This is a genomic window from Streptomyces stoeckheimensis, from assembly GCF_045822005.1.
Taxonomy (GTDB): domain Bacteria; phylum Actinomycetota; class Actinomycetes; order Streptomycetales; family Streptomycetaceae; genus Streptomyces; species Streptomyces stoeckheimensis.
Window position 1 is genome coordinate 4,902,821 of record NZ_CP169550.1, and the last position, 21,746, is coordinate 4,924,566.

Annotated in this window: 23 protein-coding genes and 1 tRNA gene; 15 read left to right on the forward strand and 9 right to left on the reverse strand. The window is 71.5% G+C overall.

The genetic code is table 11. The features are described from left to right. Positions 1 to 852 precede the first annotated feature (852 nt). On the reverse strand, positions 853 to 1,122 hold the full coding sequence (locus ACE1OC_RS22385) for a YozE family protein (protein WP_407838495.1): 270 nt from the start codon (positions 1,120 to 1,122) through the stop codon (positions 853 to 855). Between the two features lie 439 nt (positions 1,123 to 1,561). Here ACE1OC_RS22385 and ACE1OC_RS22390 point away from each other — a divergent pair, with 439 nt between their 5' ends. Both ACE1OC_RS22390 and ACE1OC_RS22395 read left to right on the forward strand, forming a co-directional pair. Next, entirely contained in the window at positions 1,562 to 1,930 is a 369-nt protein-coding gene (locus tag ACE1OC_RS22390; protein WP_407838496.1) for a hypothetical protein, read from the forward strand. A 133-nt stretch (positions 1,931 to 2,063) separates the two neighbouring features. Next, positions 2,064 to 2,252 (forward strand): hypothetical protein, encoded by a 189-nt coding sequence (locus ACE1OC_RS22395; protein ID WP_250744577.1) that lies wholly within the window; start codon positions 2,064 to 2,066, stop codon positions 2,250 to 2,252. Between the two features lie 157 nt (positions 2,253 to 2,409). On the opposite strand, the gene ACE1OC_RS22400 is transcribed toward ACE1OC_RS22395, so the two are convergent. Then, positions 2,410 to 2,562 (reverse strand): hypothetical protein, encoded by a 153-nt coding sequence (locus tag ACE1OC_RS22400; RefSeq protein ID WP_250744575.1) that lies wholly within the window; start codon positions 2,560 to 2,562, stop codon positions 2,410 to 2,412. A gap of 130 nt (positions 2,563 to 2,692) precedes the next feature. Further along, complete coding sequence (phoU, locus tag ACE1OC_RS22405) at positions 2,693 to 3,370, reverse strand: phosphate signaling complex protein PhoU (RefSeq protein WP_030858619.1); 678 nt, start codon at positions 3,368 to 3,370, stop codon at positions 2,693 to 2,695. 237 nt (positions 3,371 to 3,607) lie between these two features. On the opposite strand from phoU, the gene ACE1OC_RS22410 reads away from it, so the two are divergent. Together ACE1OC_RS22410 and ACE1OC_RS22415 are read left to right on the forward strand one after the other, a co-directional pair. Further along, positions 3,608 to 4,804, forward strand: a complete 1,197-nt coding sequence (locus tag ACE1OC_RS22410; RefSeq protein WP_407838497.1) for a sensor histidine kinase — start codon at positions 3,608 to 3,610, stop codon at positions 4,802 to 4,804. A gap of 43 nt (positions 4,805 to 4,847) precedes the next feature. Then, complete coding sequence (locus tag ACE1OC_RS22415) at positions 4,848 to 5,528, forward strand: response regulator transcription factor (protein ID WP_086575133.1); 681 nt, start codon at positions 4,848 to 4,850, stop codon at positions 5,526 to 5,528. Positions 5,529 to 5,610: 82 nt separating this feature from the next. Here the strand turns inward: ACE1OC_RS22415 and ACE1OC_RS22420 are convergent, their stop codons facing one another. After that, positions 5,611 to 6,264 carry a DUF461 domain-containing protein gene (locus ACE1OC_RS22420; protein ID WP_407838498.1) on the reverse strand — a complete coding sequence of 218 codons (654 nt, stop codon included), beginning with the start codon at positions 6,262 to 6,264 and terminating at the stop codon, positions 5,611 to 5,613. Positions 6,265 to 6,887: 623 nt separating this feature from the next. On the opposite strand from ACE1OC_RS22420, the gene ACE1OC_RS22425 reads away from it, so the two are divergent. The 6 genes from ACE1OC_RS22425 (at position 6,888) to ACE1OC_RS22450 (ending at position 13,209) form a co-directional block, all read left to right on the forward strand. Next, the gene (locus tag ACE1OC_RS22425; RefSeq protein WP_003953493.1) at positions 6,888 to 7,370 is read left to right on the forward strand and encodes a CarD family transcriptional regulator; all 483 of its coding nucleotides are present in this window, start codon (positions 6,888 to 6,890) and stop codon (positions 7,368 to 7,370) included. Positions 7,371 to 7,643: 273 nt separating this feature from the next. Beyond that, on the forward strand, positions 7,644 to 8,399 hold the full coding sequence (gene ispD, locus ACE1OC_RS22430) for a 2-C-methyl-D-erythritol 4-phosphate cytidylyltransferase (protein WP_407838499.1): 756 nt from the start codon (positions 7,644 to 7,646) through the stop codon (positions 8,397 to 8,399). Next, positions 8,389 to 8,889 carry a 2-C-methyl-D-erythritol 2,4-cyclodiphosphate synthase gene (ispF, locus tag ACE1OC_RS22435; RefSeq protein ID WP_250744571.1) on the forward strand — a complete coding sequence of 167 codons (501 nt, stop codon included), beginning with the start codon at positions 8,389 to 8,391 and terminating at the stop codon, positions 8,887 to 8,889. Before ispD ends, ispF begins: the two co-directional genes overlap by 11 nt. Before the next feature lie 105 nt (positions 8,890 to 8,994). After that, entirely contained in the window at positions 8,995 to 10,392 is a 1,398-nt protein-coding gene (cysS, locus tag ACE1OC_RS22440) for a cysteine--tRNA ligase (protein WP_382980057.1), read from the forward strand. 109 nt (positions 10,393 to 10,501) lie between these two features. Beyond that, the gene (rlmB, locus tag ACE1OC_RS22445) at positions 10,502 to 11,473 is read left to right on the forward strand and encodes a 23S rRNA (guanosine(2251)-2'-O)-methyltransferase RlmB (protein WP_388507618.1); all 972 of its coding nucleotides are present in this window, start codon (positions 10,502 to 10,504) and stop codon (positions 11,471 to 11,473) included. 155 nt (positions 11,474 to 11,628) lie between these two features. Then, a complete protein-coding gene (locus ACE1OC_RS22450; protein ID WP_407838500.1) occupies positions 11,629 to 13,209 on the forward strand; it encodes a DoxX family protein in 1,581 nt (526 codons plus the stop codon). Positions 13,210 to 13,281: 72 nt separating this feature from the next. Here ACE1OC_RS22450 and ACE1OC_RS22455 read toward each other — a convergent pair whose 3' ends face one another. From ACE1OC_RS22455 to ACE1OC_RS22465, 3 genes are all read right to left on the reverse strand, one after another. Further along, entirely contained in the window at positions 13,282 to 14,043 is a 762-nt protein-coding gene (locus tag ACE1OC_RS22455) for a nucleotidyltransferase family protein (RefSeq protein ID WP_407838501.1), read from the reverse strand. Between the two features lie 42 nt (positions 14,044 to 14,085). Beyond that, positions 14,086 to 14,499: a hypothetical protein gene (locus tag ACE1OC_RS22460; protein WP_274548314.1), complete on the reverse strand. Its 414-nt coding sequence runs from the start codon at positions 14,497 to 14,499 to the stop codon at positions 14,086 to 14,088. Between the two features lie 210 nt (positions 14,500 to 14,709). Next, a complete protein-coding gene (locus ACE1OC_RS22465) occupies positions 14,710 to 15,798 on the reverse strand; it encodes an ABC transporter ATP-binding protein (RefSeq protein ID WP_250744565.1) in 1,089 nt (362 codons plus the stop codon). A 188-nt stretch (positions 15,799 to 15,986) separates the two neighbouring features. Here ACE1OC_RS22465 and ACE1OC_RS22470 point away from each other — a divergent pair, with 188 nt between their 5' ends. Beyond that, positions 15,987 to 16,655, forward strand: coding sequence for a hypothetical protein (locus tag ACE1OC_RS22470; protein WP_407838502.1), 669 nt, complete (start codon positions 15,987 to 15,989; stop codon positions 16,653 to 16,655). Positions 16,656 to 16,759: 104 nt separating this feature from the next. Then, positions 16,760 to 16,837 (forward strand) — tRNA-Thr (locus ACE1OC_RS22475). Positions 16,838 to 16,922: 85 nt separating this feature from the next. On the opposite strand, the gene ACE1OC_RS22480 is transcribed toward ACE1OC_RS22475, so the two are convergent. Next, positions 16,923 to 18,305: an NAD(P)/FAD-dependent oxidoreductase gene (locus tag ACE1OC_RS22480; protein ID WP_407838503.1), complete on the reverse strand. Its 1,383-nt coding sequence runs from the start codon at positions 18,303 to 18,305 to the stop codon at positions 16,923 to 16,925. 160 nt (positions 18,306 to 18,465) lie between these two features. On the opposite strand from ACE1OC_RS22480, the gene ACE1OC_RS22485 reads away from it, so the two are divergent. Genes ACE1OC_RS22485 through ACE1OC_RS22495 form a run of 3 tightly spaced genes read left to right on the forward strand, consistent with a single transcriptional unit; the run spans position 18,466 to position 20,737 of the window. Beyond that, a complete protein-coding gene (locus tag ACE1OC_RS22485; protein WP_407838504.1) occupies positions 18,466 to 19,197 on the forward strand; it encodes a DsbA family protein in 732 nt (243 codons plus the stop codon). Between the two features lie 52 nt (positions 19,198 to 19,249). Then, entirely contained in the window at positions 19,250 to 20,254 is a 1,005-nt protein-coding gene (locus tag ACE1OC_RS22490; RefSeq protein ID WP_407838505.1) for an aminoglycoside phosphotransferase family protein, read from the forward strand. 9 nt (positions 20,255 to 20,263) lie between these two features. Next, positions 20,264 to 20,737 (forward strand): GNAT family N-acetyltransferase, encoded by a 474-nt coding sequence (locus tag ACE1OC_RS22495; RefSeq protein ID WP_407838506.1) that lies wholly within the window; start codon positions 20,264 to 20,266, stop codon positions 20,735 to 20,737. Positions 20,738 to 20,741: 4 nt separating this feature from the next. Here ACE1OC_RS22495 and ACE1OC_RS22500 read toward each other — a convergent pair whose 3' ends face one another. Further along, complete coding sequence (locus ACE1OC_RS22500; protein ID WP_407841640.1) at positions 20,742 to 21,734, reverse strand: zinc-binding dehydrogenase; 993 nt, start codon at positions 21,732 to 21,734, stop codon at positions 20,742 to 20,744. Between the last annotated feature and the right edge of the window lie 12 nt (positions 21,735 to 21,746).

Genomic DNA, 21,746 nt, shown 5'->3' on the forward strand with positions numbered 1-21,746 from the left:
TGCCGTGACGCCCGTGACGCCGAGCCTCCTTCCGAGGAGCCGTGGGGCAGTTACCGGTTACCGGTTACAGGCCCCGTGGACGCCGGTTCGCGCTGTTCAGGGTGGGGAAGGGTGGTGTCTTCGGGCTGTAACCGGTAACCGGTAACCGGTAACCGCGTCCGACGTCTCTGACCGCTTGGTCTTCCTGCCGTCGCCCGCCGGCCGCCGTATGGAAGAGGCCACCCAGGCGCGCTTCGGTGGCCTCTTCGTCTCCCCGCCGCGCCGAGTGGGGGCATAGCGTCCGCAGGGCCTTTGGCTAGAGACAGCTTTGACCTGCGCTGATGCTCTTAGCCGGGGGCGGGTGCTGCGGACGCTGCGGACACTGTTGGACGCTAGCCAATTCTCGTAGCGTCCGCACGATTCGTGCAGGTCAGAGCAGAGCGAGAGTGTCCAGCGGACGCTGCGGACACTGTCGTTCCTCAACTCTCTAGGACGGCAGGTGGCCCCCCGGCTAAGAGCTGCATGTCGCCCGTGGCGCAGACGGCTCTTCAGGTGGCTGCGACCGTCTTCTGTGAAGAGCCGTCGTTGCCTGCGACTGGAGCGGCCTTCCAAGGATGCGGACGCCCCCACCCGCCCTCTTGGAAGGCTCCCATCCCACGTGGCTCTTCTACTGGGTAGTGGGGTGCCCGCCCCACTACCCAGTAGGACACCCCACTAGAGCCCGTGGAGGCCTTCAACAGCCCGTTTCTACTGGGGACCCCACTACCCACTACCCACTACCCAGTAGGCGCCCAGGTTCGGCGGCAACTTCCCGCAGGCACAGGCAAGAGGAGCACCCCAGCCAACGCCGGGGGTGCTCCTCTTGCCTGTGTGTCACCCCTCCTGCCGAGCCTCGTAGAGCTCCCACGCACGTTCCAGGGTCTCCACCGCAGCCGGGATCGCGCCTCGCTCCTCCAGATACTCCCGTTGGCCGCTGAGCTGCCGCCGACTTGGCCAGTCGGGATCGGCAGCGACATCACGTGCCAAGTCGCCGATCGCGCTCTGATCCTTCGCGTGCGTCTTCAACCACGATGTGAAGCCTTGGGTTCGACTCATTCCGGCATCGTTCCACCGCCGCAACGGCGCGGTGGGGGAAACGGCCATCCCCATCCTTGTCTTGTCGCTTGTCGCCTCAAGGGGAAAGACGCCCGAGGGACCGGCATGCAAGCAGCTGAGCAGCGAATACAAGGACGACAAGCGACAAGCGACAAGACAAGCGACAAGACAAGCGACAAGCCGCTACGTGGGAGTTGAGAAGGCAGGCCAGCATCGGCCGGGGCCCAATTCCTGGGCCCTCTCTGGGCCCTGCGAGGGGGACCGGGGGCGACGGACAACGACCAACGATGACCGCTCGGCAGCAGGTCAGGCGGGGTGCCCAGGCCTCTGACCAGGGCAGGAAAACGGGCCCGCCAGACCCAGGGCAAGAAGAAGTAGCACCAGCGACCATGCCCCTGGCCTGCGCACACGGCGCCGGCCAGGGGCATTCGTCTGCCCCGGACCCGGGCCCCTGCAACCGGGTGCCGAGCCGCCGCGTCCTGAGGGCATGACCACAAACTCTCCCGGACGGACCGGCATGAAGCCGGAGGCCGAGCGCCGGGCCGGGTACTTCTTCGCCGGCCTCGGTGCCGTGACCGGGCTGGTCGTCTGGGCGCCGCGCGCCGCGTTCAGCATCGACGGCGGATTCGAGTCCCACGCCCGCGACCTGAGCGTGCTCTACGCCGACCTGCCGCTCATCCTGCTCGGCGGCGCGCTGGTGCCGCTCGTCGCCTGGACCCTGACCATCAGGCGGCTGCCGCCCTGGGCCGCCGCGGTCGCCGCTTTGGCCGCGCTCGCGCTCGGGGTGTGGGGCCTCACCGAGTGGTGGACCCCGCGTCAGCACCCGGACCCCGGCTACGACATCCCCGGGATGTGACGGCGAAGACGCGCCTTCGTCCGCCCTTCGGCGAAATCTCGGTCGTGCAGGAGACGGCCGACCGGGAAGAATTCCGGGTGCGCCGGGGACCGCACCGGCGGGGGACACCAGGGGGAGACATGGGAGTACGGGCGTGAGCCGGCGGCGCTACGTGGCCAGGGGGGTGCCTGGCGGCTACCGGATCTGGGACAACAAGGGGCGCCACTGGTGGGGCGACCACTACGAGCTGTGCCCGGACGACCTGCTCACCGAGCTCAACGGCGCGGCCGACCACGCGAAGATCACCGCACTGCTCAGGCGGTACCGGGCTCTGAAGCGGTGACGCCTGCGCCCGGCGCCCCGCGTGCGGCGATCCCGCGGTTCATCTCCGCACGCCTCCCTCTCCGTTTCGAGTTCCTTCTCTACGGACCGCTGCGAAGGGCCCCGGCCGACGGGTGTCGGACGGGGCCCTTCGCGTACGGGTGACCAGGCGGGTGGCCTCAGCCGCCGCACTGGCAGGGGGCGCCGGACTGGCAGCCGCAGCCGCAGCCCGAGCCGCAGCCGCAGGCCGCGAGCAGGGGCAAGCGCAGGCGCAGGCCCTCCGGGGGCTGCACTTCCTGCTCCGGGGTGATGGGGACGGGGGAATCGGACATGGATCCTCCTCGTAGGCGTTGTGCCTTCGCCCTCATTCATGCCCAGCCGGGCTCCCGCGTCAACGGCGCATTGGGGGCTCGTTGTTGATCCAGCCCCCGGCGTCGGTCCAGCCCCCGGCGGCCCTCCGGCTCAGACGCCCTCGACCTGCGTGGGTGCCTGGAGCTCGTCCGCGTGCTCGCCCGTCACCAGGTAGACCACGCGCTTGGCGACCGACACCGCGTGGTCCGCGAAGCGCTCGTAGTAGCGGCCCAGCAGGGTCACGTCGACCGCCGTCTCGATGCCGTGCTTCCAGCGGTCGTCCATCAGGTGCTGGAACAGCGTGCGGTGCAGCTGGTCCATCTCGTCGTCGTCCTGCTCCAGCTGGAGCGCCAGGTCGACGTCCTTCGTGATGATGACCTCGGCGGCCTTCGCCATCAGCCGCTGCGCGAGCTGCCCCATCTCCAGGATGGTCGCGTGCAGGTCGCGCGGGACCGCCGTGTCCGGGAAGCGCAGCCGAGCGAGCTTGGCCACGTGCTGCGCCAGGTCGCCGGAGCGCTCCAGGTCGGCGCTCATGCGCAGCGAGGTGACGACGATGCGCAGGTCGGTGGCGACCGGCTGCTGGCGCGCGAGCAGCGCGATGGCACGGGCCTCCAGGTCGTGCTGGAGGTCGTCCACCTTCTGGTCGGCGGCGATGACGCTCTCGGCGAGCTTCAGGTCGGCGTCGAGCATGGAGGTCGTGGCCCGCCCGATGGCGGAGCCGACCAGCCGGGCCATTTCGACCAGGCCTTCACCGATCGAGTCCAGTTCCTCGTGGTACGCGTCACGCATGTCTCGTGTCCCTCTCTCGACCTACTACGACCTACTACTGCCTACTGCAAGTACTGCCCGGGGCGCGGGCCGGTGCGGCCCCTCGGCCCCACGTTGCCACGGTGAACCCCGAACGCGACCGACTCCGGCATCCCAAGTGAATCAGCACGGTCGCCAGGGTGAACTCTGGGCGACGACTGTTCGAGGTGCCACCCGAACGGCTGTGGAAGTGTCCTCCCGCCTGCTTAACCTGGAGTCATGGACGTGAACGCGGCGGTCGCCGCAGCTGCAGCGATCGCCGGTCTTTGCACCGGTGTGATCGCGATGCTGGCGTTCCGCTGGAGCGAGCGCGACCAAGCCCGCCCCACCCGGAGCTCCATGCGCCCCGACATCAACGCGGTGCTCCCACCGGGAGTGGACACCGTCCTCTCCGTGCTCCGTTCCTCCGCCGTCGTGCTCGACGAGGGGGACGCGGTCGTCAAGGCCAGCTCGGCGGCATATGCCCTCGGCCTGGTCCGCGGCGGCAAGCTCGCCGTGGAGCCCATGCTCCACATGGCCCGCGACACCCGGCGCGACGGGGAGATACGCCAGGTCGAGCTCGACCTGCCCCGGCGCGGCACCGGCCGCGGCGAGGCCCTCGCCGTCTCGGCGCGCGTCGCCCCGCTCGGCTCCCGCCTGGTGCTCCTCCTGGTGGAGGACCTCACCGAGGCACGCCGCATCGAGGCCGTGCGCCGCGACTTCGTCGCGAACGTGTCGCACGAGCTCAAGACCCCGGTCGGCGCGATCTCCCTGCTCTCCGAGGCCGTCATGGACGCCTCGGACGACCCCGAGGCCGTGCACCGGTTCGCCGGCCGCATGCAGATCGAGGCGACCCGCCTCATCAACCTCGTACAAGAACTCATCGACCTCTCCCGGGTACAGAACGACGACCCCCTGGAGGACGCGGAACCCGTCCGTGTGGACACGCTCGTGGCCGAGGCCATAGACCGCTGCCGCCACACGGCCTCCGCGAAACAGATCACCATGGCCGCCGGCGGCACCGCCGACCTGCGGGTATGGGGCAACCGGGGGCAGCTCGCGGCCGCCCTCGGAAACCTGGTCGAGAACGCCGTCAACTACAGCCCTGCCCGCACCCGCGTCGGCATCGCCGCGCGCCGGGTCACCGCGCCGGGTGGAGACTTGATCGAGATAGCCGTGACCGACCAGGGCATCGGCATCCCGGAAAAGGACCGCGAGCGCATCTTCGAACGCTTCTACCGAGTGGACCCGGCCCGCTCCCGCGCCACGGGAGGAACCGGTCTGGGCCTTGCGATCGTGAAGCACGTAGCGGCTTCGCACGGCGGGGAGGTGTCGGTCTGGAGCTCGGAGGGCCAGGGTTCCACGTTCACCCTGCGACTCCCCGAAGCGGCCGCGCCGGCCCCGGCGACGGCCTCCGCACCCGCCCACCCCAGCTAGAACCTCACACCGCACCAGCCATCCCTGCCCCGGAGGTCCTTCCGTGACCCGAGTGCTCGTCGTCGAGGATGAGGAATCCTTCAGCGACGCCCTGTCCTACATGCTCCGCAAGGAGGGCTTCGAGGTCGCGATCGCCGCGACCGGGCCCGACGGGCTCGACGAGTTCGAGCGCAACGGCGCCGACCTCGTCCTTCTCGACCTGATGCTCCCCGGCCTGCCCGGTACGGAGGTCTGCCGGCAGCTGCGCGGCCGCTCCAACGTCCCCGTGATCATGGTGACCGCCAAGGACAGCGAGATCGACAAGGTCGTCGGGCTGGAGATAGGAGCCGATGACTACGTCACGAAGCCCTTCTCCTCGCGGGAGCTGGTCGCCCGCATCCGCGCGGTCCTGCGCCGCCGCGGCGAGCCGGAAGAGGTCACCCCGGCGGCCCTGGAAGCGGGCCCCGTCCGGATGGACGTCGACCGCCACGTGGTCACCGTCTCGGGAGCCAAGGTGGACCTCCCGCTGAAGGAGTTCGACCTGCTGGAGATGCTGCTGCGCAACGCGGGCCGCGTACTGACCCGCATGCAGCTCATCGACCGGGTCTGGGGCGCCGACTACGTCGGCGACACCAAGACCCTGGACGTCCACGTGAAGCGCCTGCGCGCCAAGATCGAGCCCGATCCCGGTGCCCCCCGCTACCTGGTCACGGTCCGCGGTCTCGGCTACAAGTTCGAGCCGTAAACCGCCTCGGAAAACACGGGAACGGCCCCCGTCCGCATCGAGCGGACGGGGGCCGTTCCCGTTGAGTACGGTGCTGCGCGCCTCAGTGACCGGTGCCGGTGGACGGCGATCCGGACGCGCCGGCCCCGTGCGAGGCCGAGGCGGCCGGGGAACCGGACGGCGTGGCCGAGGTGGAACCGGAGGGGGAAGCCGAGGGGCTGCCCGACGGCGTGGCGCCGGCGACCGGGGCGGCGGTCGGGCCGTAGGCCTCGTACATGCCCGTGGCCGGGACGACGAAGCCCTCGAGCTCGACGTCGCCCGCGGTGCTCAGCTGGAAGACGATCTTCTGGACGTTGCCGTCCACGACGGATTCCCCGCCCGCGATCACGGCGGAGGCGTTGCCCTTGCCGCCCAGGAGGACGGAGCCTCCGGCCGGGATGACCACCTTGGAGCCGCTGCCCGCGGGCTTCAGCGTCACGACGGCCTTGCTGCCCGGAAGGGTGATGGCGTCGAGCGTCTGCTCCTTGGTGCCGTTGTTGAACACCGTCGCGGAGACCGCGGCCGGGCCCTTCTTGTCCTTCTCCTGGGTGATCACCAGAGCGTTCTGGACCTTGATGTCGCCCTTGGTCACGGCGGCGTTGTCCGGCTTGACCTGGAGAGTCGGCGCGTCGTGGCCCGCGGCGCAGGCGCCCAGCGAGACGAGCGAGAAGGCGGCGGCGGTGGCGGCGAGGGCGCCGCGTCGAAGGCTGCGGCTCACGGGGGAGGCAACTCCTTGGACGTACGGAAGGGAAGGGTGGACGCCTCGGAACGGCGAAGTAAAGCCGCTCTAAGGATGTGTCAGCGCGCTTAGGTTACCGAGCCGCCGCCCTGCCCCCGCACCCGACCCTCCGCAGTGTGGGGCCGGGCCCCGGCCGGGCCCTCGAAGGGGAACCCGCCTCGTACCGGCGGGTTCCGTCACCGCCCCGCCGGGGCCGGGTGATCTTTCATTCGCAAAAGGCCCGCTCGCAAAGGCAGGCGCGGCTCCGGTGATCAATTTCCGGATTTCATCGAACACCGCCCGGTGATCAATTCCGGATTGGGCCGGAACGGGCCCCGTGCGGGTGGCCGCCAGTCGAACGGAGTAGTTCGGTTTCCCGCGCCGGAAACCGTCAAAACGGGACGTACGCCACATCGTCGGGGGTCCCGGGCGGGTGTAACGTAGCCGTTTCGGCTGGTCCGCACAGCGCCTCCGACCTGCGAATACCCCCTTCCAGAAGCCTCTCGCAGCACGTTCCTGTCGCTGTTGTCAAGCCCTGAGATGGGCCCTGACCTGCGAAAACGCCATTCATAACGGTCGATTCTCGTGTTACCCTGGATAGCCACGGAAGGGGTACCTGTCACATGACGTTCAAGGTTGGCGACACCGTGGTCTATCCCCATCACGGGGCCGCGCTGATCGAGGCCATCGAAACTCGCCAGATCAAAGGCGTGGACAAGACCTACTTGGTGCTCAAGGTCGCCCAGGGTGACCTGACCGTTCGCGTCCCTGCGGACAATGCGGAGTTCGTAGGCGTTCGCGACGTAGTCGGCCAGGACGGGCTGGACCGGGTCTTCGAGGTGCTTCGTGCACCGTACGCAGAAGAGCCGACGAACTGGTCCCGGCGCTACAAGGCAAATCTGGAAAAGCTCGCTTCTGGCGATGTCATCAAGGTCGCCGAAGTTGTGCGTGACCTGTGGCGTCGTGAGCGTGAGCGTGGGCTCTCCGCAGGTGAGAAGCGCATGCTCGCGAAGGCGCGTCAGATCCTGGTGAGCGAGCTCGCGCTCGCCGAGAACACCAACGAGGACAAGGCCGAGGCCCTCCTCGACGAAGTGCTCGCGTCCTGACGCGATCATTCGTACGCCTCGTCGTACACAGTTGTGCCGCGGTGCCCGATGACAAGGAGACTTGTTGCCGGGCGCTGCGGCATGTCTGCACCCATGCCCGTACACCACGGCCCGTCACACACCGGGCCGTGCATTACTCGCGGCATCACTGGCGTGCCGGGTCCGGGCAGCCGACTCGACCGGTCGTCACGGAAGGGGCGAGGGCGTCGCACCCGGCACCCTTCAGGCCATACCCATGTCGGCCGAAGTCACAAACCTGGCTCGGAGCTACTGATGTCTGACGAATCGCGCCCCCACCGCACCGCCGCGGTGATCCCGGCCGCCGGCCGCGGGGTCCGTCTCGGTCCCGGCGCCCCCAAGGCCCTGCGGACCCTGGGCGGCACGCCCATGCTCATCCACGCCGTACGCGCCATGGCGCGCTCCCGCGCGGTCACCCTCGTCGTCGTCGTGGCCCCGGCCGACGGCACCGTCGAGGTGCGCCGGATGCTCGACGAGCACGCGCTGCCCGAGCGCACCCAGATCCTGGTCGTCCCCGGCGGGGAGACCCGGCAGGAATCCGTACGCGCCGGCCTGGACGCGCTCCCGGCCGACATCACGGCCGTCCTCATCCACGACGCGGCCCGCCCCCTGGTCCCCGTCGACACCGTCGACTCCGTCGTCGAGGCCGTCCGCGACGGCGCACTCGCCGTCGTCCCCGCGCTGCCGCTGTCCGACACCGTCAAGGAGGTCGAGCCCGGGCGGCCCGGCGAGCCCGAGCCGGTCGTCTCCACCCCCGTACGGGCCCGGCTGCGCGCCGTACAGACCCCGCAGGGCTTCGACCTCGCCACGCTCCGCCTCGCGCACGAGAAGCTGGCCCGACTCAGTGGCGACGGCGAGGGCGCCACGGACGACGCCGGCATGGTGGAACAGCTCGGCGTCACCGTCGTGGCGGTCCCCGGCCACGAAGAGGCCTTCAAGGTCACCCGCCCGCTCGACCTGGTCCTCGCCGAGGCCGTACTCGCCCGCCGGAGGGCCACCGATGCCTACTAGCCCCGCCCCGCTGATCCCGCTCGTCGGCATCGGCACCGACGTGCACGCCTTCGAGACCGGCCGCGAACTGTGGTGCGCCGGCCTGCTCTGGGAGGGCGAGGACGGCCTCGCCGGGCACTCCGACGGGGACGTCGCCGCGCACGCCGCCTGCGACGCCCTGTTCTCCGCCGCCGGCGTCGGCGACCTCGGCGCGCACTTCGGCACCTCCCGCCCCGAGTGGTCCGGCGCCGCCGGTGTCACCCTTCTGGCGGAAGCCGCCCGGATCGTCCGCGCCGAGGGCTTCGAGATCGGCAACATCGCCATCCAGGTGATCGGCGTACGCCCGAAGATCGGCAAGCGGCGCGAAGAGGCACAGAAGGCGCTCGCCGCAGCGGCGGGCGCCCCCGTCTCCGTGTCGGGCACCACCACCGACGGACTGGGCCTCACCGGCCGCGCCGAAGGCCTCGCCGCCATCGCCACGGCCCTCGTGTACCGGACGAACCGGGCCTAGTACCCCGTACGCCCACACCGCTCCCGCGGCTCTTCGACAACAAAGCGGGCCCCGCGTGCCGAAAGGGTCGCGGGGCACTGCTACAGGCGCACTACCCTGGATGCCGTGACTATTCGCCTGTACGACACCAGCGCCCGGCAGATCCGTGACTTCACCCCGCTCGTTCCGGGCTGCGTCTCGATCTACCTCTGTGGCGCCACCGTGCAGGCGGCTCCGCACATCGGGCACGTCCGCTCGTACCTGAACTTCGACATCGCGCGCCGCTGGTTCACCTACCGCGGTCTCGACGTCACCTTCATCCGCAACGTCACCGACATCGACGACAAGATCATCGGGAAGTCCGGCGAGCAGGGCCGCCCCTGGTGGTCCATCGGCTACGAGAACGAGCGCGCCTTCAACGACGGCTACAACGCGCTGGGCTGCCTCCCGCCCACGTACGAGCCGCGCGCCACCGGCCACGTCCCCGAGATGATCGAGATGATGCGCGGGCTCATCGAGCGCGGCCACGCGTACGAGGCCGACGGCAGCGTCTACTTCGACGTGCGCTCCTTCCCGGGCTACCTGGAGCTGTCGAACCAGAACATCGACGACCTGCGCCAGCCCGACGAGGGCGTCTCCGGCAAGCGCGACCCGCGCGACTTCGCCATGTGGAAGGCATCCAAGCCGGGCGAGCCCGACTGGGAGACCCCGTGGGGCCGCGGCCGTCCCGGCTGGCACCTGGAGTGCTCCGCGATGGCGCACAAGTACCTCGGCAGCGCCTTCGACATCCACGGCGGCGGGCTCGACCTGATCTTCCCGCACCACGAGAACGAGATCGCCCAGGCCAAGGCCTACGGCGACGAGTTCGCCAAGTACTGGATGCACAACGCCTGGGTCACCCTCTCGGGCGAGAAGATGTCCAAGTCGCTCGGCAACTCCGTCCTCGTCTCGGAGATGCTCAAGGTCTGGCGCCCGATCGTGCTGCGCTACTACCTCGGCACCCCGCACTACCGCTCGATGATCGAGTACAGCGTGGAGTCCCTGCGCGAGGCCGAGTCCGGCTTCGCGCGGATCGAGGGCTTCATCCAGCGCGTCATCGAGAAGGCCGGCGGCTCCGTCGAGCCGGCCGCCGAGGTGCCGCCCGCCTTCGCCGAGGCCATGGACGACGACCTGGGCGTCCCGCAGGCGCTCGCGATCATCCACACGACCGTCCGCCAGGGCAACAGCGCGCTCGCCGCCGACGACAAGGACGCGGCCATCGCCCGCCTGTCGGAGGTACGGGCCATGCTGGGCGTCCTCGGACTCGACCCCCTCGACCCGCACTGGGCCGGCGAGACGGACCGCGGGGAGGACCTCCACGGAGCCGTGGACACCCTCGTACGCCTGGTCCTGGAGCAGCGCGAGTCCGCTCGCGCCCGCAAGGACTGGGCCACCGCCGACGCCATCCGCGACCAGCTCCAGCAGTCGGGCCTGGTCATCGAGGACAGCCCCACCGGACCCCGATGGACGCTCGGCCCCCGCTGAGCCCACCGGCGCAGTCCCACTGGCGCACTCAGATTGGGCCGCCCGGCATCCCGGGCGGCACACTCTTCATACGTACATATCGCAGAACCAACGAAATCAGGTAGAGGTCATGGCCGGGAACAGCCAGCGCAGGAACCGCCGCACGTCCAACAAGAAGGGCGCGACGGTCGGCAGCGGTGGCCAGCGGCGCAAGGGCCTCGAAGGCAAGGGCCCCACGCCCAAGGCCGAGGACCGCAAGAAGCACAAGGCCAACCGCATCAGCAACGCCATGGCCCGCCAGGCCGCCAAGCGCCGCCCCGCGCCGCGCCGCGGCGGCCCCAAGGGCACCAGCGAGATGGTCGTCGGCCGCAACCCGGTCTTCGAGGCGCTGCGCGACGGCGTGCCGGCCGTCACCCTGTACGTCCAGCAGTTCATCGACAACGACGAGCGCGTCCGCGAGGCCCTCCAGCTCGCGGCCGAGCGCGGCAACATCAACCTGATGGAAGCCCCGCGCCCCGAGCTGGACCGCCTCACCAACGGGCTCAACCACCAGGGCCTGGTCCTCCAGGTCCCGCCGTACGAGTACGCGCACCCGGAGGACCTCACCGCCGCCGCGTACGAGAACCACGAGGACCCCCTCATCGTGGCCCTCGACGGCGTCACCGACCCGCGCAACCTCGGCGCGATCGTCCGCTCCGTCTCCGCCTTCGGCGGTCACGGCGTGGTCATCCCCGAGCGCCGCGCCGCCGGCATGACCGCCGGTGCCTGGAAGTCCTCGGCCGGCACCGCCGCCCGTACGCCGGTCTCGCGCGTCACCAACCTGACCCGCGCCATCCAGGAGTACAAGAAGGCCGGCATCACCGTCGTCGGCCTCGCCGCCGAGGGCACCCACGAGGTCCACGAGCTCGAAGCGCTCGGCGGTCCCGTGGTCATCGTCGTCGGCTCCGAGGGCAAGGGCCTCGGCCGCCTCGTCGGCGAGAACTGCGACTACCTCGTGCGCATCCCGATGCCGGGCGGCGCCGAGTCGCTCAACGCCGGTGTCGCCGCGGGCGTCGTCCTCTACGAGGCCTCCCGCCGCCGCGCCACCCGCGGCCGCGCCTGAGCACCACGGCGACCGCCGCTTGATCCACTTGGCTCATCGGACGTGACCCGTGAGCGTGCCACCCCGCCCCCTACGGGCGGGGTGGCTTGATTTGACGGGTCTCGGACACATCCCTGATGTCAAGGCAGTGTCCTAAACACTCATCACTCGGTTAGATGAGTGTGGACACCAGAACGCCAGGGTTCGACGACCAGCCCGCGCTGAGCATGGTCAAGGTGCCGTGCGACCCCGCACAGGTCATCGTCAACCACGCCAGCTTCCGCGTGCGGCTCGCACCGAGCCCCAGCGCGCGTCCCAGGCCCTTGGGCTCCCCGGGGCTCGCCCCGGCACTCGGCGGGGCCCTCGCGGCCGCCGGAGCCGGAGCCGCCCGCCGCCGACCCGTCGTCTGGAGCGGCAAGTCCGCCCCCGGCGACGCCGCCGCCAGCGCCGCCATGGGCGGCCTGCTCCAGGCCGTACGCGATCACGGGCGCGCCCACGACGGCCGCGACGAGTACGACGGCGGGGCCACCCAGACGATCCCGCGCGTCGACCTCGCCCACGACCTCGCGGACGACACCCTCGCCACCCCGACCGTCGTCGGCCAGCGCAGCTACGGCTCCCCCGAGGACACCGACACCCGGCTGCAGCCCGTGCTGGGAGGCCTCTCCCACTCCCACGAGGCCTACGACGCCGCCTACTCCGAGGGCAGCGGATCCGCGGACTCCCGCCGGGCCCAGGGCGAGGCCCGCGCGCAGAACGACGCCCGCGCGCAGGCCTCGTACTACCCCGGCCGCCGCATGAACCTCGGCGTCGTGCTGCTCCCGCTGCGCGTCTTCCTCGGCTTCATCTCCATCTACGCCGGCATGGGCAAGCTGTGCGACCCCGTCTACTTCGACGGCGGCGAACGCGGCTCCATGGTCACCTGGCTGCAGACCCTGCAGCCCTGGGCGCTCGCCGAACCGCTGCGCGACTTCGCGCTGGCCCACCCCGTCGGCGCCGGCCTCAGTGTGGCCTTCCTCCAGGTCATCGTGGGCGTGCTGACGGTCTTCGGCCTCTGGCAGCGGTTCGCCGCCTGCTTCGGCGCCCTGCTCTCCGCCGCGCTGCTGATGACGGTGAGCTGGAAGACCGTCCCCGCCTACGACGCGCCCGACATCATCTACCTCGCCGCCTGGAGCCCGCTGATCATCGCGGGCGCCCCCGTCTACTCCCTGGACGGCCGCCTCGCGAGCGAGGCCTGGCGCACCCTGGGCCCGCGTTCCGAGGTCTGGCGGCTGCGCCGCCGGGTCCTGCGCCGCGGAGCCGTCATGGCCAGCGTCATCTGCGGACTCACCCTGCTCATCGGCTCGCTCCTCGGCGGCGCGGTCCGCTCCACCACCGTGGTCACCGTGCCCGGACCGGGCGAGGCCCCGAGCAACTACCTGCCCGGGCGGCCGCTGCCGAGCACCCCCAAGCAGCAGCCCGTGAGCCCCAGCCCCTCGAAGCGGGTCGCACAGCCCTCGGCCGGAGCCTCCTCGCCGGCCGCCAAGACCGGGCGCGGCGCCACCGGTTCGAGCTCCCCGACGGCCGGCTCCGGCTCGCCCACCGCGACCCGCGGCACCAGCAGCGGCAGCCAGACCCCGCGCAGCACCCCCCGCCAGTCCACCCCGCAGAAGCCCCCGGCCAGCTCCGCGGGTACGCGCAGCGGCGGCTCCACGGGAGGATCGGGCAGCACCGCACCGGAGCAGCCCGACCTGCTGGGGGGACTCCTCGGCGGCTGACGGCGCACGGCGAACGACGAAGGGCCCGGCACGCGAGAGCGTGCCGGGCCCTTCGTCATGCGCGCCGAGGCGCTACAGGGCGTTCTGCGCGGCCAACTCCCGTGCCGCCTCGGTCAGGTCCTTCGCGGTGTCGATGGCCCGCCAGTAGGCCCCCTGGGGCAGCGGGAAGCCCGCGAGGCGCCGCTCGCGGGCCAGGCGCGGGAAGGTCGTACGCTCGTGGTCGCCCAAATCCGGCAGCAGGGCGGCGAATTCGGGTCCGAAGACGTACACGCCGGCATTGACCGGGTACGGGGACTGCGGCGCCTCGATGAAGTCCAGTACGTGACCGTACTCGTTGATCTCCACCACCCCCCACGGAATGCGCGGCCGGGCGAGCGCCAGGGTGGCCGTGGCGCCGCGTTCGGCGTGGAAAGCGGCCATCTCGCGCAGCGAGAAGCGGGTCCACACGTCGCCGTTGGTCGCGTACCAGGACCGGTCGGGGTGCGGGAGGTGCCGGGCGGCGTACTTCAGGCCGCCGCCCCGGCCCAGCGGTTCGTTCTCCACGACGGTGGTCACCCGTAGCGGCAACGGGGCCTCGGCCAGCCACTTCTGGAGCACCTCGGCGAGGTGTCCGCAGGAGACCACGGCGTCCGTCACCCCCTCGGAGGCCAGCCACGCGAGCTGGTGCCCGATGATCGGCATCCCCGTTCCGGGGATCTCCACCATCGGCTTGGGGCGGTCGTCCGTATACGGCCGCAGCCGCGAACCCTGGCCCCCCGCCAGGACAACCGCCTGGGTCGGGGAAGCCGGGAACGCGGCCGCGTGGGGTCGGTCGGAACGCTCGGAATCGGTCATGTTCGTTGTGTCCGGGTGCGGAAGGGCGTGCGGCGGCGGCCGTCAGCCCATGGACGCGACGCCGGACGCGTACGCGGTGTCGCACACCGGCCGCGCGAACGACTGGGCCTTCGTGGGCCCGTAGGCGTCCACCGCGGCCCGCCCGAGGGCGCGTGCGATCCCCACGCAGTGCTCGGCGAGGGACGGCCGCCGGTCGACCTCCTGCTGGAGGTGGGTGAGGACGTCACCCGGCTGCTCACCCTGCTGGATCTCGCTCAACAGCTTGTCGCGCAGCACGTCCTGGGCGGCGCGCGGCTTCGCGGGGACGGAGACGTCCTCGGCGGACGCGGTCAGGATCTGGGAGGGGGTGTTGTCCGCCCAGGGGACCATGGTGACCGCGAGGGTCCCGGACAGGACCAGGACGACGGGCAGGACCAGGGCGAGGGATCGGCCGATACGGCGGGCAGTGTGGGTCACGAGGGCGAGAGTAGCGCTCGGTGAAGATATGGCGACATTTAGTCACCCGGTCGGGGGATGGTTCGACGTGGCTTTTCGAATTAAGGGTTGACGCTTGGGGCCGAATGGCCCGATCTGCCGGACCTCACGCCGGAACTCGCGCCGAAGGGGCGCCCCTTGACGGGACGCCCCTTCGGCGCGTGCGGTGCGCGTGCGCTACGCGCGGACGGGTCAGCCGGAGAGGCGGGCACCCGAGGAGGTCGAGAACACGTGGATCTCGTCGGCGCGCGGGATCACGTGCAGCGTGGAGCCCTTCTCGGGCACCTGGCGGCCGTTGACGCGCACCACGATGTCCTGCGAGCCCTCGGAGTGCGAGGTCGAGCCGTACACGTATCCGTCGGCGCCCAGCTCCTCGACGACGTTGACGGTGATGGTCAGACCGCCCGTGTCGCCGACGTCGAAGTGCTCCGGGCGCACGCCCACGGTGACCGTGCGGTCGCCCGCGTCGGCGGCGGCGGACAGCGCCTCGCGCGACACCGGGACGACGCTGTCGCCGAACTTCACGCCGCCGTCGGTGATCGGGACCTCGACGAGGTTCATGGCCGGCGAGCCGATGAAGCCGGCGACGAAGAGGTTCGCCGGGCGGTCGTACATGTTGCGCGGGGTGTCGACCTGCTGCAGCAGACCGTCCTTCAGCACGGCCACGCGGTCGCCCATCGTCATGGCCTCGACCTGGTCGTGGGTGACGTAGACGGTGGTGATGCCCAGGTCGCGCTGGAGGGCGGCGATCTGGGTGCGGGTGGACACGCGGAGCTTGGCGTCGAGGTTCGACAGCGGCTCGTCCATGAGGAACACCTGCGGCTTGCGCACGATCGCGCGGCCCATCGCGACGCGCTGGCGCTGACCGCCGGAGAGCGCCTTCGGCTTGCGGTCGAGGTACTGGGTCAGGTCCAGCATCTTCGCCGCGTCCTCCACCTTCTTGCGGATGGTGGCCTTGTCCTCGCCGGCGATCTTGAGCGCGAAGCCCATGTTGTCGGCGACGGACATGTGCGGGTAGAGCGCGTAGTTCTGGAACACCATCGCGATGTCCCGGTCCTTGGGCGGCAGGTGCGTGACGTCGCGGTCACCGATGCGGATGGCACCGCCGTTGACGTCCTCCAGGCCGGCCAGCATGCGCAGCGAGGTGGACTTGCCGCAGCCGGAGGGGCCGACGAGGACGAGGAACTCGCCGTCCGCGATCTCCAGCTCGAGCTGGTCGACGGCGGGCTTGTCGCCGCCGGGGTACAGACGGGTCGCCTTGTCGAAAGTGACAGAAGCCATGGTGATGAATCCCTTCTACCGGCAGGAACGTGCCGGACGATCCGAGTGGAAGGTCTAGTCCAGTGGACTGGACTCCGACCGACGCTACCCGCCCGATCCGCTCCTGTCAGCACCTGGACGGGAGTGACTTCCCCGACGTCCGCCCCGCCCCCGTCCGGCTGTCAGAGGCGGCTGCTTTGATCACGACCATGACCATCTACGACGTGACCCGCGCGCTGCCCGACATCGAGACGCTGCGCGACCGCTGCCGGGCGATGGCGGCGCTGGAACTGGTGATCAGCGGCGAAGAGGACGACGCCTACTTCTCCTACGACCCGGAGTGGGGCCCGGGCGAGGAAGCGGCACTGATGGACAACGGCTCGGGCGACGACTACGCGATCGTCTTCACGGCCGACGGGGTCTTCGGGCACGGCTTCGACCACGAATCGGTGATGAGCCCGTGGGCGGACACCGATCACGAGGACGGGTGGCCGGGTCTGACCGAGGGCATACCGGAGGCCTTCGAGCCGTACCTGACGGAGCCGGCGTTCTGCGTGGACGGCGTACTCAACGCCACCGCCGTCTTCTGGCGCGGGACCGGCGACGCGCAATGGCGCGCGGGCAAGGTGGAGTTCCCCGAGGGCAAGTCCGACCCGGACGGCGCGGACTACCTCTTCGAGCTCCTCGTGGCGGGCACCCCGGAGGCCTACCGGGACTTCGCGGAGGACTACTACGAGACGGACCTGCCGTTGGAGGCGATCCGCCACATCTGGTCGCTGCTCCCCCTCACACAGGAGGTGGTTGACGCCCTCAACCCGGGCCTGCCCCTGGAGGCGGTGGCCCCGAGGGTGGTGAGGGCGGGGTATCCGGGGGTGTGAGGGGGGCCGCCGACGGGGGCCCCGGACACCGGAAAGTTCTTCGCTGAGGGGTGGGGGCGATGTGTAGAGTGAAGGCGATTCCGTGCCTTGCACAGAGTCACCACGCCTCCTTAGCTCAGTCCGGCCAGAGCAACGCACTTGTAATGCGTAGGTCGTCGGTTCGAATCCGACAGGGGGCTCCATCCCAGGTCAGGGGCTTTGTGACCAAGGGGATTCGTATGAAAGCGGAAGGCCCCGGGCGGTTGCCCGGGGCCTTTTGCGTGTCCGTCAGTGGCGGCCCGAGATGCGGTCCGCCAGGCGGGCAAGCGGGGTTGTCGTCGGGGTGTGGGTGGTGGATTCCCGGCGGTCCGCCTCGCGGTAGGCGGCGTAGAGGGCCTGGACGCCCAGCCAGCGGAAGGGTTCCGGTTCCCAGCGGCGGACGCGGTGGTTGACCCAGGGGAGGGTCGTCAGGTCCGTCTTGTCGCCCAGGACCAGGTCGCGGAGGGTGCGGGCCGCGAGGTTGGCCGTGGCCACGCCGGAGCCCACGTAGCCGCCGGCCCAGCCGAGGCCCGTCGTGGCGTCGAGGGTGACCGTGGCGCACCAGTCGCGGGGGACGCCCAGGACGCCCGACCAGGCGTGGGTGATCTCCACGCCGGTGAGGGCCGGGAAGAAGGATTCGAGGAGGTGGGTGAGGGACGCGATCGTCGCGGGCTGGGTGCGGCCGTCGTTGTCGGTGCGGGAGCCGTAGCGGTAGGGGACGCCGCGGCCGCCGATGGCGATGCGGTCGTCGGCCGTGCGCTGGGCGTACATGTAGGCGTGGGCCATGTCGCCGAGGGTGGAGGCGTCGGACCAGCCGAGCTGGGACCACGTCTCCGGGGGGAGCGGGGCCGTGGCGATCATCGAGGAGTTCATCGGGAGCCAGGAGCGCTTCTGGCCCTTGAGGGCGGCGGTGAAGCCCTCGGTGCAGCGCAGGACGTACGGGGCGCGGACGGTGCCGTACGGGGTGAGGGCGCGGCGCGGGGCGATCTCCGTGACGGGGGTGGACTCGTGGATGACGACGCCGAGGCGTTCGCAGGCGGCGGCCAGGCCCTTGACCAGCTTCAGGGGGTGGATGCGGGCTCCGTGCGGGGTCCAGCTGGAGCCGACGGCGTCGGCGACGTTGATGCGGGCGCGGGTGTCGGTGGCGTCGTAGAGCTCGCGGTCCGTCTCGCCGAAGGCGAGTTCGGCGGCGTGGAAGGCCTTGAGGCGGGAGAGCTGGGCGGGGGTGCGGGCCACTTCGAGGACTCCGCCGCGGTGGATGTCGGCGTCGATGCCTTCCTTGGCGGCGGTGTCGATGACCTCGGTGACGGTCTCGTTCATGGCCTGCTGGAGGCGCTGGGCGGCCGGGCGGCCGTGGAGGGCGGCGTAGCGGTCGCGGCCGGCGATGCCGTTGTAGAGCCAGCCGCCGTTGCGGCCGGAGGCCCCGTAGCCGCAGAACTTCTGCTCCAGGACGGTGACGCGCAGGTCGGGGGCGGCGGTCTTGAGGTAGTACGCGGTCCACAGGCCGGTGTAGCCGCCGCCGACGATGACGACGTCGGCCGTGGTGTTGCCGGTGAGCGGGGCGCGGGGTGGGTGGGCGGGGGCGGTTTCGTCCGTCGCGTACCAGAAGGAAATTCCGCCGTTGATCGTCATGGGGGAGTTGGTACACGGGGTTGTGGAGGGGTGTCCAGGGGCGTGACGTCGGGTTTTGGGGGCCGAGAGGTGGCCGAATGGCTGATGTGGGCGGTCTGGTCTCCTTCTTAGGGTGGGGCGGGGATTTTGTCAGGTTTTTATGCGAGAGGTACTGGTTCGTATGGTGCGGGTTGTGGTGGCGGGGCGGCTGGTCGCGGCCGTCGCGTCCGTGGCCCTGTTGGGCGGGGCGGTCGTCGGATGCGGTTCCGGTTCCGGGGCGGGTGGGGGGAAGGCCGTGGCCGCCTCCGAGGTTCCGGTGCGGACCAGTCCGATCGCCGGGCAGCTCGCGGGGCTGCCCGCGGCGGTGGACGGGGCGAAGATCGTCGTGGGGAAGCCGGACGCGCCGCGAACCGCGCAGGTGCTGGTGGACCCCAAGTGCGGTCACTGCGCGCGGTTCGAGGAGGCCGGCGGGGAGGCGCTGCTGAAGCTGGCGGCGGCCGGGCAGGTGAAGATCGAGTACCTGCTGGCGTCCTTCCTGGACAAGGGCGGGGCGAGCGGTTCGGTCAAGGCGGTGAACGCGCTGCGCGCGTCGGCGGACGCGGGGAAGTTCGCGGAGTTCCACGCGGCGGTCTTCGCCAGCCAGCCGAAGGGGAGGTTCACCGACGAGCTGCTCCTGAGGATCGCGGACCGGGTGCCGGGGCTGCGCGGGGCGGAGTTCGATGCGGCGGTGAAGGACCGGAAGTACGAGGGGTGGGTCGCCGAGGCCGAGAAGGGCTTCGAGGCGACGGGTGCGCAGGGGACGCCGATGGTGCTGGTGGAGGGGGCGCCGGTCGGGTCGAGGGACGGGTCGCTGTTCGACGCGGGGGCGTTCGCGCGGGCGTTGAAGGGTGTCGGGATCGGGGCGTCGGTCTAGGGGGCCCGGGCTGGGCCCGTCGGTCCGGGTCCCGTGGCCCTAGGGTCGGGCCATGGACGGTGGGACGGCGGGTGTGGCGGGCGGCGCGGGTGCCGGTGGTCCGGGCGGTGTGCGGGGCTCGGGTGGTGGGGGGTTCGGCGGGGTTCCCGCGCGGTTCGTGCGGGCGCAGGTGCGGGACAACGGCGCCGCCGGGCGGGAGTTCGTCGACGCGCTGCCCGCGCGGGTGGCCTCGTTCCTGGAGCGGTGGGAGCTACGGGTGACCGGGCCCGGGATGTACGGGGTGACGGCCCTGGTGCTGCCGGTGGTGCGGGCCGACGGGACGGCGGCGGCGCTGAAACTGCCGGCGCTGGACGAGGAGAACGCGGGGGAGGCGCTCGCGCTGCGCGCGTGGGCCGGGGAGGGCTGCGTACGGCTGCTGGCGGACGATGCGCAGACCGGCACGCTGCTGCTGGAGCGCCTCGACGAGGGCCGGCACCTGTCGTGGGTGGCCGTACGGGACTCCGGGCGGGCGGTGGAGGTCGTCGGCGGGTTGCTGGCCCGGCTGTCGGCGGTTCCCGCACCGGCCGGGCTGCGGCGGCTCGGGGACGTGGCGGCGGCGATGCTGGAGGCGGTGCCGGGTGCGCTGGCGCAGCTGGCGGACGGCCGGGAGCGGGGGCTCGTCGCGGACTGCGCGGCGGCGCTCGCGGAGGTGGCGGGGGAGCCGGGTGACCGGCTACTGCACTGGGACCTGCACTACGACAACGTGCTGGCGGGCGGGCGCGAGCCCTGGCTGGCCATCGATCCGAAGCCGCTCGCCGGTGATCCGGGGTTCGAGCTGCTGCCGGCGCTGGTCAACAACTTCCGTGCGCGGGAGGTGCGGTGGCGGTTCGAGGCGCTCGCGGAGGCGGTGGGTGCGGACCGGGAACGGGCGCGGGCGTGGACGTTGGGGCGGGTGCTGCAGAACTGCCTGTGGGACGTGGAGGACGGGGACCGGCCGACGGGGCGGCAGTTGCGGATCGCGGAGGTGCTGCTGGGGCGGGACGGGCGGAGTGGGAGGGGCCGGCGCGGTGGCTCGTAGGGTGCAGGCATGATCCGTAGCGCCGTCGTCAGCGACGTACCCGTCATCCACGCCATGATCCGCGAGCTCGCGGAGTACGAGAAGGTGCCGCACGAGGCGCGCGCCACCGAGGAGCAGTTGCGGGAGGCGCTCTTCGGCGAGCGGCCGGCGGCGTTCGCGCACCTCGCGGTGACGGAGGAGGGCGAGGCCGTCGGGTTCTCGCTGTGGTTCCTCAGCTTCTCGACGTGGCGCGGGGTGCACGGGATCTACCTGGAGGACCTGTACGTCCGTCCGGGCGTCCGCGGCGGCGGCCACGGGAAGGCGCTGCTGCGGGAGTTGGCGCGGATCTGCGTGGAGCGCGGGTACGAGCGGCTGGAGTGGTCGGTCCTGAAGTGGAACGAGCCGACGATCTCCTTCTACGAGGCCCTGGGCGCGCGGCCGCAGGACGAGTGGTCGGTGTACCGGCTGACCGACGGGGCGCTGGCGGAGCTCGGGGGCGCGTAGCCGCTCAGGGTTCCAGGACGACCTTGCCGGTGGTGGCGCGGGTTTCCAGGTCGTGGTGGGCGGCGGCGGCTTCGGCGAGGGGGTAGCGCTGGAGGGCCGGGCGCAGGCGGCCGGTGGCGGCTTCGGCGAGGGCGCGGGTTTCGAGGAGGCGCAGGGGGTCTTCGCCGCCGGCCCGCTGGAGCATGGCGGGGCCGAGGACGAACTGCGTGGTGATGCCGCGGGCGTCGAGGCCCGCCTGTTCGGCGTCGGTGAGGTCGAGCGGGCCGCCGGACCAGCCGAAGACGAGGTGCCGGGCGCCGTCGCGGAGCAGGCCGAGGGCGGTGCGGGCGACGGAGCCGCCGACGGAGTCGAAGAGGACGGTGGCGCCGTCGGGGTGGTGGGCGCGGAGGGTGTCGGCCCAGTCCGGGGCGGTGTAGTCGAGGGCGAGGTCGGCGCCGTTGGCGGTGGCCCGGGCGGTTTTGGCGGGGCCACCGGCGAGGGCGACGACGGTGGCTCCGGCGTGCTTGGCGTACTGGACCAGCAGGGTGCCGATGCCGCCCGCGGCGGCGGGGATCAGGGCGACGGAGCCGGGGCCGAGCTCGGCGAACTGGAGGATGCCGAGGGTGGTGCGGCCCGTGCCGATCATGGCGACGGCGGTGGCGGGGTCGAGGCCGTCCGGGACGGGGTGCAGCCGGGCGGCGTCGGCGACGGCGTACTCGGCGTAGCCGCCGGGGGCGAATCCGAGGTGGGTGACGACGGTCTGCCCGAGCCATCCGGTGTCCGTGTCGGGGCCGACCGCGTCGACGGTGCCGGCGACCTCGCGGCCGGGGACGGTCGGCAGCTCGGGCAGGGGCGCGGGCGGGCCCTGGACGCCGCGGCGCAGAGCGGTGTCGAGGAGGTGGACGCCGGCGGCGGCGACGGCGATGCGGACCTGGCCGGGGGCGGGGACGGGGCGGGGGACGGACTCGTAGGAGAGGTTCTCGGCGGGGCCGAAGGCGTGGAGGCGGACGGCGTGCATGGCGCCGGGGGC